Consider the following 13,592-nt stretch of genomic DNA (forward strand, 5'->3'; position numbering starts at 1 on the left):
CTCTTTCAACAGCGAACTCACCCCGCCTTCATCAGCCCTTCCTTGGTCAGCGCTTCCTGCACCTTGGGACGCGCCGCGACGCGGTTCTTGTAGGCCACGAGATTCGGCATCGCCGACAGGTCGAACTTCATCCGGTCGGCCCAGGTCAGGATGGTGAACAGATAGCCGTCGGCCACCGTGAACTGGCTGCCCATCAGGTAGTCGCGGCCGGCGAGCTGGCTGTCGATGTACTTGAACTTGCCCATCACCCGGTCCTTGAAGAACGCCTTGGCCTCGTCGGCGAGCACGGGAGAGAACATCGGGCCGAAGTTCTTGTGCAGCTCGGAGGTGATGAAGTTCAGCCACTCCAGCAGCTTGTAGCGCTCGCCGCTGTCGCGCGCCGGCGCCAATCCCTTGTCCTTGGCCTGGTCGGCGATCATCTGGACGATGACCGGTCCCTCGGTCACGATTTCGCCGCTCGGCAGCCCCAGGGCCGGCACCTGGCCCTTCGGATTGACCTTGAGATAATCGTCGCCATTTTCCAGGGTCTTGGCGCGCAGATCGACCTTGACCAGATCATAGGGCAGGCCGGCCTCGAGCAGGGCGATATGGGGCGAGAGCGAGCAGGCGCCGGGTGAATAATAAAGCTTCATCTTGTATTCCCTCCGTGAGACCTTTTCTTCGTGGAACCGGTCGGGGCGCCACATCCGCCTTTACATGCAGATGCATGGAATAGTCAAGATTGATGCAGCTGCATCGAATGCGCTAGACTGTGCATCTGAGGATACGAGCCGGCCCATGAAACGCAAACCATCGACCGAGGCGACCGCCGCCTGGATCCGCCTGATGCGGGTCCAGAGCCGGGTGCTGGACTGCGTCGAGCAGGAGCTGAAGAAGGCCGGGTTCCCGCCGCTCGCATGGTATGATGCGCTTCTCGAACTGTCGCGCGCGCCCTCCGGCGAGCTGCGTCCGGTCGAGCTGGAGCGGCAGATGCTGATCCCGCAATATTCCACCTCCCGGCTGATCGACCGTCTGGTCGACGAAGGTCTGGTCGTCCGGCGCGAATGCAAGATGGACAAGCGCGGCCAGTTCGTCGAGATCACCGAGGCCGGGCGCGAGCTGCAGAAGCGGATGTGGTCGGCCTATTCGGCCGCGATCGAGAAGCATGTCGGCTCCAAGCTGTCGGATACCGACGCCGCAAAGCTCTGCATGCTGCTGGATCGCCTCGGCTGCTCCTGTGGTCAGGCCGCTCCGTTGGCGGCCGGAGAGGGCGCAGCGATCCGATGAAGCATCCGTTCCCATTCACATCCGCGGCCCCCTGGGGTCCGCGGCCCTTCCTGTCACCACGCGCGACCCTCGAAGCGCTTCTGAACCGAGACTCCCATGGCGCGTGACCAGATCGATATGACCCCGTTGCAGTCGCGCGACGAGCTCGTGGCCTGGCTGGCCGCCGGCGTGAAGCCGCCGTCCGCCTTCCGCATCGGCACCGAGCACGAGAAGACGCCGTTCACGCTCGACGGTCACCGCCCGGTCCCCTACGAGGGCGCGCGCGGCATCGGCGCGCTGCTCGAAGGCATGAAGCTCTTGCTCGGCTGGGAGCCGATCATGGAGCGCGGCAACATCATCGGGCTCTATGACGTCACCGGCGGCGGCGCCATTTCGCTGGAGCCCGGCGGCCAGTTCGAGCTGTCCGGCGCGCCGGTCGAGACCGTGCACCAGACGCATGCGGAGCTGATGGCGCATCTGGCGCAGGTGCGCGAGATCGCGACCCCGCTCGGTATCGGCTTTCTCGGCCTGGGCATGACGCCGTCCTGGTCGCGCGCCGAAATTCCGATGATGCCCAAGGGCCGCTACAAGATCATGACCAGCTACATGCCGAAGGTCGGCAGGTATGGCCTCGACATGATGTACCGGACCTGCACAGTGCAGACCAATCTCGACTTCTCCTCCGAAGCCGACATGGTCAAGAAGCTCAGGGTCTCGGTGGCGCTGCAGCCGATCGCAACCGCGCTGTTCGCCAATTCGCCGTTCACCGAGGGCAAGCCGAACGGCTTCCTGTCGTTCCGCTCCGAGATCTGGCGCGACACCGACAATCAGCGCTCGGGCATGATCCCGTGGGCGTTCGAGGACGGTATGGGCTTCGAGCGCTGGGTCGACTACGCGCTCGATGTTCCGATGTATTTCGTGAAACGCGAGGAGACCTATATCGACGTCTCCGGCACCTCGTTCCGCGACTTCTTCGCAGGCAAGAACCCAGCGATGCCGGGCGAGCGGCCGACGCTGTCGGATTGGGCCAATCACCTCTCGACGATCTTCCCCGAGGTGCGTCTGAAGCGCTACCTGGAAATGCGCGGTGCCGACGGTGTGCCATGGGGCCGGCTGCCGGCGCTGCCGGCGTTCTGGGTCGGCCTGCTCTACGACGATGTCAGCCTCGATGCGGCCTGGGACCTCGTCAAGGACTGGACCGCGTTCGAGCGCCAGAACCTGCGCGACGACGTGCCGCGCCTCGGCTTCAAGACGCGCATCCGCAATCGCTACGTGTTCGAGGTGGCGAAGGAGTGCCTGACGCTCGCCCATCACGGCCTGCGCCGCCGCAACCGCGTCGATCAGAATGGCCGCGACGAGAGCCGCTATCTCGAGCCGCTCGATCAGATCATCGATTGCGGCCGCTCGCCGGCGGAGGAGATGCTGGAGAAGTTCGACGGCCCGTGGGGCGGCTCGGTCGAGCCGGCCTACGACGAATATGCGTTCTGATCGGAACGGCCGTCCCTGCAGCCGTCGCAGGTTCGCTGCGTCGCCTGTTCCACGTTGAGGCGGTTGGCGGCTCGGGTCCCCTGTTCTCTGTTGCGATTTGTGTCTCAGGATCGATTCAGCGCCTGGGCGCCGCTGCTTTGCCTTCCGCAGCTCCCCCGGTCCGGGCCGTTCATCCGCCATACAGGTTCGTGGCGATCAAATGACTGCCTAAAAACTCGCAAGAAAACTCGAACATTAACAATGGGTCGGATGGTTCAGCGGCGGCGCGTGGGGCGCTTCATCGGGGCATGGCTGAGGGCACTGGCGTGCCTGTTCGTGGCTGCCTGCCTGACGCCGGCTTCAGCCCAGACCTATTCCGATCGCCCCGGCGGCGACTACATGAGCGCGCCGATCGCCTCCGGCGACCCGGCCGATTGCGCGCTGCTGTGCGAGCACGACCGGCGCTGCCGCGCCTGGAGCTTCAGCTATCCGACCGTGATGGAAGCGGGTGCGGTGTGCTGGCTGAAGAACAGCGTGCCGTCGCGGGTGCCGGACAATTGCTGCGTTTCCGGCGTGCGCGGCGCTGGTGTCGTCGAGATCCGCAATGATGCGGTCGAGACGTCGATCGACCGTCCCGGCGGCGACTACCGCAGCTTCGACATCAAGACCACTGATCTGAAGGGCGGCGACAAGGCCGAGAAGGCCGCCGACAAGGGCGACAAGAGCAGCGGCGACAAGGCGGTGGACAAGAAGGAAGAAAAGGCCGCCGACGCCGAGGAGATCTGCAAGGCCGCCTGCACCGGCGACAACAAGTGCCGCGCCTGGACCTTCGCCCGACCAGGCTATGCCGGCAAGGAGGCGCATTGCTTCCTGAAGAAGGAAATCAAGCCGCCGCGGCGCAAGGCGGGCTTCACGTCGGGCGTCGTTCGCTGACCTGGCAAACGTCCGGCCCGCAGATTTTCTGCATCGTCGGGTAACATTGCATCCGTCTCCTGCGTATTGAACGACGGCACCGGACGGCTTTCGCCGCCGGCTGCCTGTCGCAACGCAGAGATCGGGTGTGTCATGACGTTTTCGCGCAGGTTCTTCGTCACCGCAGCAGTCGCTGCCACGTTTGCTTTCGCTGGGCTGAAGGCGGCCTCCGCCATCGAGACCGCCTATTCGGACGCCGCCTTCAAGGCTGCTCAAGCGGCTGGGCAGCCGATCCTGATCGAGATCCATGCCGGATGGTGCCCGACCTGCAAGGCGCAGAAGCCGATCATCGACAAGCTCGCGGCAGAACCCAAATTCAAGGACCTCAAGATTTTCCGCGTCGACTTCGACGACATGAAGCCGGTGGTGAAAGCGTTCGGCGCGCAGATGCAGTCGACCCTGATCACCTTCAAGGGAACCACCGAGACCGGACGTTCGGTCGGCGACACCAAGGAAGCCTCGATCGCGGCCCTGCTCGACAAGAGCCTGTAGCGCATCATGCTCGCGCTGCTGCTGGCCTTCGTGGCCGGCCTGCTCTCGATCCTGTCGCCCTGCGTGCTGCCGCTGGTGCCGATCGTGCTCGGCGCGGCGGCCTCCGCGCATCCGCGCGGTGCGCTGGCGCTCGCGGCCGGCCTTGCGCTGTCCTTCACCGGTATCGGCCTGTTCATCGCCCTCGCGGGCAACTCCATCGGCCTCGATGCCGGCGCGTTCCGTCTTGTCGCAGCGATCATCATGCTGGCGATCGGCGTCGTGCTGCTGGTGCCGTCCTGGCAGGCGCAACTCGCCGTCGCAGGTGGACCGGTGCAGCGCTGGGCCGACCGGCATTCCCAGGGCTTCGCAACGTCGGGCGCCGGCGGCCAGTTCATGATCGGGCTGCTGCTCGGCGCGGTGTGGTCGCCCTGTGTCGGTCCGACCTTGGGCGCGGCGTCGCTGCTGGCCTCGCAGGGACGCGACCTCGTGATGGTGAGCCTGACCATGCTGGCCTTCGGCCTCGGCGCCGGCCTGCCGCTGGTCGTGCTCGGGGTGCTGTCGCGAACGACCATGGTACGCCTGCGCGCGCGGCTGCTGTCGGCCGGCAAGCTCGGCAAGATGCTGATGGGGGCGGCCTTCGTCGTCGTCGCGGTCGCGATCCTCAGCGGCGTCGACAAGCAGCTCGAGGCGTGGCTGGTCGCCGTCTCGCCGGCGTGGCTGACGGAGCTGACGACGTCGATCTAACGCCCGAGCTGCATAGGCGGACCCACAACTCAGTGTCATTCCGGGGCGTGGCTCCGCGCGCCCCGGAATGAGCTGTTGCTATCCGCGTGGATCATTCCTCAGGAGCGATCACCGTGATCTCCGGCCACAGTGCCTTCCAGCGCGCCGCCTTGGCCGTGTAGTTCGTCACCGAGAAATTGGCCGTATAGTTCGGACGCACGATCATCTGGCCGATGTCGTCGAGGCCCTTGGGGGCATAGACCTCGTAGCCGCCAGAAGCCGGTCGGATGCCGACCTGCGTGTTCACGGTGAGGAAGCGATCGATGCCGTCGGTGGACCGTGTCACGGCAGGGTAGGGCCGGCCGTGCTTGGTCGGATACCAGAGATGCACGCGCGCCTGATTGCGGACTTCGACTTTGGCATCGACCCGATCGAGACAGGATGCCATGCGCCGGATCACGGCATCCTCGGCATCCCACGACGTGTCGGGATCGAAGTAGAAGATATCGTAGTCGTTGATGCCGTGATCGACCGGGCGGCCGGTGCGCACGTTCCAGACCGTCTGGGTCAGGCAGCCGGCGACGATCCACGCATCAGGCAGCGTCGTCACGCGCAGCATATCCAGGATCGCCGTGTTGACGGGATTGCGGAGCGCTGACGCGACGAAGTCCTCTTCGGTCATGCCCGTGGATAGCATGCAAATGGCATCCGATCATGCGGACATTGCTGCACCCACCGCACCGGATGCGGGAAAAAGCCGAGCGCTCAACCGCAATCGAACGCGGCGACGGCTTTCCGGGACGCCAGTGCCCGCCACTGCCGCCGCAGCAGCGGCGCGACGTCAGCGGCTCTCGCCTCGGACAGCCGCAGCAGCACGATTGGATAATCGCGGTAGTGATCAGTGAAATAGAACAGCTTCGGCCGGCTTTCCACCAGCATCGCGCGTTCGTCCGGCGGCACGCCCGGAAGGACGAGACTGTCCCCGTCCTCCTTCAGGCGCGCCAGCATCTTGTTGCGCACCTTCAGCGCTGACGTCCCATAGGACGTGCCGTCCTCGACCTCCGGCCATGCCAGCGCGAGCGCCCTGACATCGTCGAAGGTCATCGGCGTTCGTTCAACGCACCGCGGTGAAGAAGCGATCCAGCCGGAAGCCGGACAGCCAGGCCCAGACCGGCTGGTTCTTGTAGCCAAGGTCCCAGGAGCCGACCACGGCATCGGCGCGGCCGACGAGATTGTCGATCGGCAGCAGGCCGACGCCGCCATCGCGCAAGGCCACGCGGCTGTCGGCGGAGTTGTCGCGGTTATCGCCGAGCACGAACAGCTTGCCGGGCGGCACCGTCACCTCCGGCGTGTTGTCGAGACGGCCGTTGTCGCGCATCTTGAAGATCAGGTGCGAGACGCCGTTCGGCAGCGTCTCGACGTAGCGATAGGCCGGATCGTTGCGGCCGGTGTCGTCCTCGGCATCGCCGATGCCGTCCGGCTTCAGCGCGGCCGCCTGGCCGTTGATGTAGAGCTGACCCTGGCGCATCTGGATGCGGTCGCCGGGCAGGCCGACGACGCGCTTGACCCAGGCCTGCGAGGTGTCGCCCGGCCAGCGGAACACGACGACGTCGCCGCGCTTCGGCGTCTCGCCGAACAGGCGGCCGGTCTCCGGCAGCGTGATCTGCATCGGCAGCGACGAGGTGCCGTAGCCGTAGGGGAATTTGGAGGCGAGCAGGGCGTCGCCGATCATCAGGGTCGGCTCCATCGAGCCCGACGGCACGTAGAACGGCTCGGCGATCGCGCCCTTGGCGACGAACACCACCATGACGACCGCGACGAGCTGCGCGAGCTGGCCGCCCCAGGTGCTTTCCTTGCGGACGGCGCCCGTGCGCGGGGCCTTGGTGCTGGTCTTGTCCGTGGACATCTTCTCAAGGCTCATCGGCCCGTGCCTCCGACCGTAATGCGATCCATGCGAAGCGTCGGCTGGCCGACGCCGACCGGCACGCCCTGGCCGTTCTTGCCGCAGGTGCCGATGCCGGTGTCCAGCGACAGATCGTTGCCGATCATGCTGATGCGGTTGAGGTCGGTCGGACCGTTGCCGATCAGCATCGCGCCCTTCACCGGCGCGCCGACCTTGCCGTTCTCGATCCTGTAGGCCTCGGTGCACTGGAAGACGTATTTGCCCGAGGTGATGTCGACCTGGCCGCCGCCGAAATTGACGGCATAGATGCCGTTCTTGACGGAGGCGATGATCTCGGCCGGATCGCGCTCGCCGGCCAGCATGTAGGTGTTGGTCATGCGCGGCATCGGCACGTGTGCGTAGCCCTGGCGGCGGCCGTTGCCGGTCGGCGCCATGTTCATCAGCCGGGCGTTCTGGCGGTCCTGCATGTAGCCGACCAGGATGCCGTCCTCGATCAGCACGGTGCGGCTGGTCGGCGTGCCCTCGTCGTCGATCGACAGCGAGCCGCGGCGCGAGGCCATGGTGCCGTCATCGACCACGGTGACGCCCTTGGCGGCGACCGGCTTGCCCAGCAGCCCGGCGAAGGCGGAGGTCTTCTTGCGGTTGAAGTCGCCCTCGAGGCCGTGGCCGACCGCCTCGTGCAGCATCACGCCGGGCCAGCCGGCGCCGAGCACGACGTCCATCTCGCCGGCGGGGGCGGGCACGGATTCGAGGTTGACCAGCGCCTCGCGCAGTGCGCCGTCGGCGGCCTCGCGCCACGCCTTGGTCTCGATGAAGCGGGCATAGGCCTCGCGGCCGCCATAGCCCTTGCTGCCGCTCTCCTGGCGGTCGCCCTGGCCGGCGACGACGGAAACATTGACGCGCACCAGCGGGCGGATGTCGCGATAGCTCTCGCCGTCGGGACGCAGGATCTCCACGACCTGCCAGGTCGCGCCGAGGCTCACGGTCACCTGGCGCACGCGCGGATCCTTGTCGCGCAAATACGCGTCGATCTCGCCGAGCAGCTTGACCTTGCTTTCGAACCCCGGGGCGTCCAGCGGATTGTCGTCGCCATAGAGCCGGACGTTGGTGTGCGGCGGCGCGCTCGCGAACGTGCCGGAATAGCCGCCGCGCACGGCGCTGACGGCGTCGGCCGCGCGCATCAGGGCCGGCAGCGAGACGTCGGAGGAATGGGCATAGCCGACTGCATCGTCCTTCACCGCGCGCAGGCCAAAACCCTGGCTGGTGTCGTAGGTCGCCTGCTTCAGCCGGCCATTGTCGAAGGTCAGCGCCTCGGTCTGGCTGTATTCGAAGAATAATTCGCCGTCATCGGCGCCGGCCAGGCCACGCCCGACCTCGCTCCGGACCGCATCACGGTCCAGGTTGGCGCGCTCGAGCAGGGAGGTGGTGGGAGCAGTCATGTGTCAATCCGTTGTCGGAGCGTTCATTCCAAGATAGTTGTTTTGACGCCGGGGCGCGAGGGGCTGGATGATTACCGAACTGACATGGTTGAGATCGTTCCCATCACGTCCGCTCACATCGAGAGCTTCCACCGCACGCTCGATTACGTCGCGCGCGAACGGCGCTATCTGTCGTTCGTGCAGGCGCCGCCGCTCGAGTCGACGCGCGCCTTCATTCTGAACAACATCCACGAGGGATATCCGCAATTCGTCGCTCTCTCGGCCGGGGAGGTGGTGGGCTGGTGCGATGTGACGCCCAAATCAGGGCCAATCGATGCCCGGATCGGGGTGCTCGGCATGGGCCTAATGCCGCAGTTCCGGCACCAGGGCCTGGGCCGACGACTGATGGCGGCGGCGCTCGAGGCGGCGCGGGTGGCCGGCTTCTCGCGCGTCGAGCTCACCGTTTACCGCAGCAACACCAACGCCATCAGGCTGTACCAGCAGGCCGGATTCCTGCTCAAGGCGGTGCAGCCGCGGGAGCCCGGCGATGACGGGTTCGACAAGACCCTGCTGGTGATGGCGCTGGCGCTCGACGCACCACGCTGAGATCGCGTCACACCGTCTCACGGCCCGATCACGGCATCGTGCGAATCCCGTCAATCGCAGCCGACGTCAGGGCAGCTTGTCGAAGCCCTCGGCGAGGCCGTTGAGGCTCAGCGGGAAGCCGATGCCTTCCTCCGGCGTCTCGAAGATGATGAAGGTCGCGGTCTTCGCCGTCTTGAGCTGGCCGAGCAGCTTGTCCTCCAGCACCACCTCGGCGACGCAGCCATTGGGCAGACAGCGCACGAAGCCGGCGCGGCCGACGTCCTGGTTGTCGAGCTTCAGTCCGAGGCCGGACGGCAGCAGCACGCCGAGCGGCGCCACCACGCGCATCAGCCGGCTCTTCTGGTCGGCGGTCTTCAGCATGATCACGGTGAGGCCGGCATTGGAGCGGTCCTCGGCCACGACGCTCTGGATCAGCGCGCACTGCTCGGCCTGCGCGCCGGGCGGCGTGTCGCAGCGGATCTGCCAGTCGCCATGCACCGAGCGCACCGCGCCCTGCGCCCACGCCGCATGCGGCACGCCGACGACCGTCGCAGCGATCATCGCGACCGCGGTCGCTGCGGCGGAGGTCATCGCGGCAACACGCGTGAGTCGCGCACGCACCGCGCTGAATCGGTACAAACGGCGCGAGTCATTCGCAGCTGGGGTCGACATGTCAGCTGTCCTGTCCGTTGAAACCCTGATCCGGGTCGGTGCCATGACAATTTCCTGTGGGTGATCTGCGCGTCCGACGCCATGATACGGCAATGATGGCGTCTTGAGGACAGCGTCATCGGCGTACGGCACGAAACGATACCCAAAATGGCCGCACCCTGGTGGGCGCTGCCGCTGCGCCTCGCCGAATCAGCCTCGCAAACGGCCGTGTCCCGTTTGCCTACATCGCGCCGCACGCCTGTCAAGCGCCCGTTGCCCGCGAAATCACGGCATGCGGCAATCTCCCGGAAAATACGCTCGTCGCGACGAACAGCGCGGCGCGCGATATCAGGCGCAAGACTGCATTGCGATAGATCAAGAATTATGGTTTGAGAAGAAAGATTTCGTCATTCCAGTGAACTGGCCCAGGTGCTTTTCTATGCATCCGCCCGAAGGCCATTTGTCAGGAGAGCGGATCGAACGGCGCGCCGCTGCGTGAAGCGGGCGGTGCGCCGAGGGGGAAAGTTCTGAAGGGAGCGCGACGGCATGAAGATGTCGAAAGGCCAATTGAGCGCCTTGCTGGGGTTGGCCGTAACGGGCGTGACGCTCGTGTCGGGTGGAGCGGCGTTTGCTGAAACGGGCCAGCCGGCGCCATGGGAAGTCAAGCTGCAGGAGGCCGCGACGCCGGTGATGGAGAACATCACCTGGTTCCACGGCCTGCTGCTGACGATCATCACCATCATCACGCTGTTCGTGCTGGCGCTGCTGATCGCCGTGGTGGTCAAGTTCAACGCGCGCGCCAACCCGGTGCCGTCGCGGACGACCCACAACACGCTGATCGAGGTGGCCTGGACGCTGATCCCGGTGCTGATCCTGGTCATGATCGCGGTGCCGTCGTTCCGGCTGCTGTTCCTCGAGCTGGACGTGCCGAAGGCCGATATGACCATCAAGGCCACCGGCAAGCAGTGGTACTGGAGCTACGCCTATCCCGACAACGGCAAGTTCGAGTTCGACTCGCTGCTGGCGCAGGACAAGCAGCCGCGCCTGCTCGCCGTCGACAACGAGATGGTCGTGCCGGTCAACAAGGTGATTCGCGTCCAGACCACGGGCGCCGACGTGATCCACTCCTGGGCGATCCCGTCGTTCGGCGTCAAGATCGACGCCATTCCCGGCCGCCTCAACGAGACCTGGTTCAAGGCGACCAAGGTCGGCATGTATTACGGCCAGTGCTCCGAGCTGTGCGGCAAGGATCACGCCTACATGCCGATCGCGGTGCGCGTCGTGAGCGATCAGGAATTCACCGCCTGGGTCGAGGACGCCAAGAAGAAGTACGCCAGCGCGCCCACGAGCACCTATGCGTCGGCTGCGGGCGTGTCGCAGTAGCCGAGCGCGGATGAACGCTAAGATTGAGGGCCGCCTTGGCGGTCCACGGGGACACTGAGGATTGGACAATGGCGACGAACGTAGCGACCCATGCAGGCCATGACGATCACGCGCACGACCACCCGACCGGATGGCGGCGCTGGATCTATTCGACCAACCACAAAGATATCGGCACGATGTATCTGATCTTCGCGGTCTGCGCCGGCATCATCGGCGCCGCCATGTCGATCGCGATCCGCATCGAGCTGATGTATCCGGGCGTGCAGCTCTTCCACGAGAACCACACCTACAACGTGTTCGTGACCTCGCACGGCCTGATCATGATCTTCTTCATGGTCATGCCGGCGATGATCGGCGGCTTCGGCAACTGGATGGTGCCGCTGATGATCGGCGCGCCGGACATGGCGTTTCCGCGCATGAACAACATCTCGTTCTGGCTGCTGCCCGCCTCGTTCGCGCTGCTGCTGACCTCGACCTTCGTCGAGGGCGAGCCCGGCGCCAACGGCGTCGGCGCCGGCTGGACCATGTATGTGCCGCTGTCGACCTCGGGCCATCCCGGACCGGCGGTGGATTTCGCGATCCTGTCGCTGCACCTTGCCGGTGCGTCGTCGATCCTCGGCTCGATCAACTTCATCACCACTATCTTCAACATGCGCGCGCCGGGCATGACCCTGCACAAGATGCCGCTGTTCGTGTGGTCGATCCTGGTGACGGTGTTCCTGCTGCTGCTGTCGCTGCCGGTGCTCGCCGGCGCCATCACCATGATGCTGACCGATCGCAATTTCGGCACCACCTTCTTCGATCCGGCCGGCGGCGGTGATCCGGTGCTGTTCCAGCACCTGTTCTGGTTCTTCGGCCATCCGGAAGTGTACATTCTGATCCTGCCCGGCTTCGGCATGATCAGCCAGATCGTGTCGACCTTCTCGCGCAAGCCCGTGTTCGGCTATCTCGGCATGGCCTACGCCATGGTCGCGATCGGCGGCATCGGCTTCGTGGTGTGGGCGCACCACATGTACACGGTCGGCATGTCCTCGGCGACGCAGGCCTATTTCGTCGCCGCCACCATGGTGATCGCGGTGCCCACCGGCGTGAAGATCTTCTCCTGGATCGCCACGATGTGGGGCGGCTCGATCGAGTTCCGCGCGCCGATGCTGTGGGCGGTGGGCTTCATCTTCCTGTTCACGGTCGGTGGCGTCACCGGCGTCGTGCTGGCGAACGCCGGCGTCGACCGCGTGCTGCAGGACACCTACTACGTCGTCGCGCACTTCCACTACGTGTTGTCGCTCGGCGCCGTGTTCGCGATCTTCGCGGGCTGGTACTACTGGTTCCCGAAGATGTTCGGCTACATGTACAACGAGACCATCGCCAAGGCGCACTTCTGGGTGACCTTCATCGGCGTCAACCTCGTGTTCTTCCCGCAGCACTTCCTCGGCCTGTCGGGCATGCCGCGCCGCTACATCGACTATCCCGACGCCTATGCCGGCTGGAACCTGGTCTCGTCGATCGGCTCCTATATCTCCGGATTCGGCGTGCTGATCTTCATCTACGGGATCGTCGACGCCTTCATGCGCAAGCAGCAGGCGGCGAACAATCCGTGGGGACCGGGCGCCACGACCCTGGAGTGGACCCTGTCCTCGCCGCCGCCGTTCCACCAGTTCGAGGTGCTGCCGAAGGTGCAGTAACCCTGCTCTCGCGATGCGGCGCCGATCCGGCGCCGCATCGATATCCGCCGGCAGCGCGCTTGAGGGCGCGCCGTCGGAATCCTTGAGGCGAGGTGCTGACGCGACATGCGTCGGGGCCGTTTGAATTGAAGTCTGGATTCGTCGTGTCGGTCATTGATCAGAACGCCATTGCCGTCGGCCCGCGGATTTCCGAGGCCGATGTCGGCGATTATCTCGCGCTCCTCAAGCCGCGGGTGATGTCGCTCGTGATCTTCACGGCGCTGATCGGCCTGCTGATCGCTCCGGGCCATTTCCACCCCGTGCTCGCCATCACCTCCTTGCTGTGCATCGCCGTCGGCGCCGGTGCTTCCGGGGCGCTGAACATGGCGCTGGAAGGCGACATCGACTCGCTGATGTCGCGCACCGCCAACCGTCCGATCCCGCGCGGCCGCATCACCCGCCCGGAGGCGCTGGCCTTCGGCATCACGCTGTCGTTCTTCTCGGTGCTGACGCTCGGCATCCTCGTCAACTGGTTCGCCGGCGCGCTGCTCGCCTTCACAATCTTTTTCTACGTCGTCATCTACACGCTGTGGCTGAAGCGCTGGACCGCGCAGAACATCGTCATCGGCGGCGCCGCCGGCGCCCTGCCGCCGGTGGTCGCCTGGGTGTCGTCCACCGGATCGATCGCGCCGGAGCCGCTCTGGCTGTTCCTGATCATCTTCTTCTGGACCCCGCCGCATTTCTGGGCGCTGGCGCTGTTCCGCAGCGATGACTACGCCCGCGCCGGCGTGCCGATGCTGCCGGTGGTCGCCGGCCCGGACGCGACCCGGCTGCAGATCCTGCTCTACACCATCGTCCTGGTGGCGATCGCGGCTGCGCCGTGGCCGCTCGGCTATTTCGATGCCGTCTACGGCGTCGTCTCGCTGGCTCTTGGGGCTGGCATGCTGTGGCTCGCGGTCGAGGTGTTCCGCAAGCGCGAGCGCAGCGCCTCGCTTCGCGCCAACCGCAAGCTGTTCGCCTTCTCGATCCTTTATCTGTTCGTGCTGTTCGCGACGCTCGGACTCGAAGCGGTCGCGCGCATGATCGCGCCGCTGATCTGGTAAGGGGCGCGAG

The 13,592-nt window shown here is 65.7% G+C and carries 15 protein-coding genes; 9 read left to right on the top strand and 6 right to left on the bottom strand.

Annotated features, from left to right (window positions below):
• Positions 1–17: 17 nt before the first annotated feature.
• Positions 18–632, bottom strand: coding sequence for a glutathione transferase GstA (gstA, locus tag ACQR1H_RS21135; RefSeq protein WP_316218180.1), 615 nt, complete (start codon positions 630–632; stop codon positions 18–20).
• A 145-nt stretch (positions 633–777) separates the two neighbouring features.
• Here gstA and ACQR1H_RS21140 point away from each other — a divergent pair, with 145 nt between their 5' ends.
• The 5 genes from ACQR1H_RS21140 to ACQR1H_RS21160 all read left to right on the top strand — a co-directional run bounded on the left by ACQR1H_RS21140 (position 778) and on the right by ACQR1H_RS21160 (position 4,899).
• Positions 778–1,266, top strand: coding sequence for a MarR family winged helix-turn-helix transcriptional regulator (locus ACQR1H_RS21140; protein ID WP_315801549.1), 489 nt, complete (start codon positions 778–780; stop codon positions 1,264–1,266).
• A gap of 96 nt (positions 1,267–1,362) precedes the next feature.
• Positions 1,363–2,733 (top strand): glutamate--cysteine ligase, encoded by a 1,371-nt coding sequence (locus ACQR1H_RS21145; protein WP_316218181.1) that lies wholly within the window; start codon positions 1,363–1,365, stop codon positions 2,731–2,733.
• A 249-nt stretch (positions 2,734–2,982) separates the two neighbouring features.
• Entirely contained in the window at positions 2,983–3,645 is a 663-nt protein-coding gene (locus ACQR1H_RS21150; RefSeq protein ID WP_315801766.1) for a PAN domain-containing protein, read from the top strand.
• Positions 3,646–3,777: 132 nt separating this feature from the next.
• Entirely contained in the window at positions 3,778–4,176 is a 399-nt protein-coding gene (locus tag ACQR1H_RS21155) for a thioredoxin family protein (protein WP_315801547.1), read from the top strand.
• A 6-nt stretch (positions 4,177–4,182) separates the two neighbouring features.
• The gene (locus ACQR1H_RS21160) at positions 4,183–4,899 is read left to right on the top strand and encodes a cytochrome c biogenesis CcdA family protein (RefSeq protein ID WP_434838097.1); all 717 of its coding nucleotides are present in this window, start codon (positions 4,183–4,185) and stop codon (positions 4,897–4,899) included.
• 91 nt (positions 4,900–4,990) lie between these two features.
• Here the strand turns inward: ACQR1H_RS21160 and ACQR1H_RS21165 are convergent, their stop codons facing one another.
• The 4 genes from ACQR1H_RS21165 to tldD form a co-directional block, all read right to left on the bottom strand.
• On the bottom strand, positions 4,991–5,560 hold the full coding sequence (locus ACQR1H_RS21165; RefSeq protein WP_316237378.1) for a nucleotidyltransferase family protein: 570 nt from the start codon (positions 5,558–5,560) through the stop codon (positions 4,991–4,993).
• Positions 5,561–5,643: 83 nt separating this feature from the next.
• On the bottom strand, positions 5,644–5,982 hold the full coding sequence (locus ACQR1H_RS21170; RefSeq protein ID WP_434874819.1) for an MmcQ/YjbR family DNA-binding protein: 339 nt from the start codon (positions 5,980–5,982) through the stop codon (positions 5,644–5,646).
• A 10-nt stretch (positions 5,983–5,992) separates the two neighbouring features.
• Positions 5,993–6,799 (bottom strand): signal peptidase I, encoded by an 807-nt coding sequence (lepB, locus tag ACQR1H_RS21175; RefSeq protein ID WP_409997896.1) that lies wholly within the window; start codon positions 6,797–6,799, stop codon positions 5,993–5,995.
• Positions 6,796–8,220: a metalloprotease TldD gene (gene tldD, locus ACQR1H_RS21180; protein WP_315801544.1), complete on the bottom strand. Its 1,425-nt coding sequence runs from the start codon at positions 8,218–8,220 to the stop codon at positions 6,796–6,798. Before tldD ends, lepB begins: the two co-directional genes overlap by 4 nt.
• An 84-nt stretch (positions 8,221–8,304) precedes the next feature.
• On the opposite strand from tldD, the gene ACQR1H_RS21185 reads away from it, so the two are divergent.
• Positions 8,305–8,805 (top strand): GNAT family N-acetyltransferase, encoded by a 501-nt coding sequence (locus tag ACQR1H_RS21185; protein WP_315801763.1) that lies wholly within the window; start codon positions 8,305–8,307, stop codon positions 8,803–8,805.
• Between the two features lie 66 nt (positions 8,806–8,871).
• On the opposite strand, the gene ACQR1H_RS21190 is transcribed toward ACQR1H_RS21185, so the two are convergent.
• Positions 8,872–9,501 carry an invasion associated locus B family protein gene (locus ACQR1H_RS21190; protein ID WP_315801543.1) on the bottom strand — a complete coding sequence of 210 codons (630 nt, stop codon included), beginning with the start codon at positions 9,499–9,501 and terminating at the stop codon, positions 8,872–8,874.
• 480 nt (positions 9,502–9,981) lie between these two features.
• On the opposite strand from ACQR1H_RS21190, the gene coxB reads away from it, so the two are divergent.
• From coxB to ACQR1H_RS21205, 3 genes are all read left to right on the top strand, one after another.
• Positions 9,982–10,818, top strand: coding sequence for a cytochrome c oxidase subunit II (coxB, locus tag ACQR1H_RS21195; protein ID WP_315801542.1), 837 nt, complete (start codon positions 9,982–9,984; stop codon positions 10,816–10,818).
• A 68-nt stretch (positions 10,819–10,886) separates the two neighbouring features.
• The gene (gene ctaD / locus ACQR1H_RS21200) at positions 10,887–12,500 is read left to right on the top strand and encodes a cytochrome c oxidase subunit I (RefSeq protein WP_315801541.1); all 1,614 of its coding nucleotides are present in this window, start codon (positions 10,887–10,889) and stop codon (positions 12,498–12,500) included.
• A gap of 143 nt (positions 12,501–12,643) precedes the next feature.
• Positions 12,644–13,582: a heme o synthase gene (locus ACQR1H_RS21205; protein WP_316181947.1), complete on the top strand. Its 939-nt coding sequence runs from the start codon at positions 12,644–12,646 to the stop codon at positions 13,580–13,582.
• Positions 13,583–13,592 lie beyond the last annotated feature (10 nt).

The organism is Bradyrhizobium sp. HKCCYLRH2015, from assembly GCF_051168215.1.
Classification (GTDB): domain Bacteria; phylum Pseudomonadota; class Alphaproteobacteria; order Rhizobiales; family Xanthobacteraceae; genus Bradyrhizobium.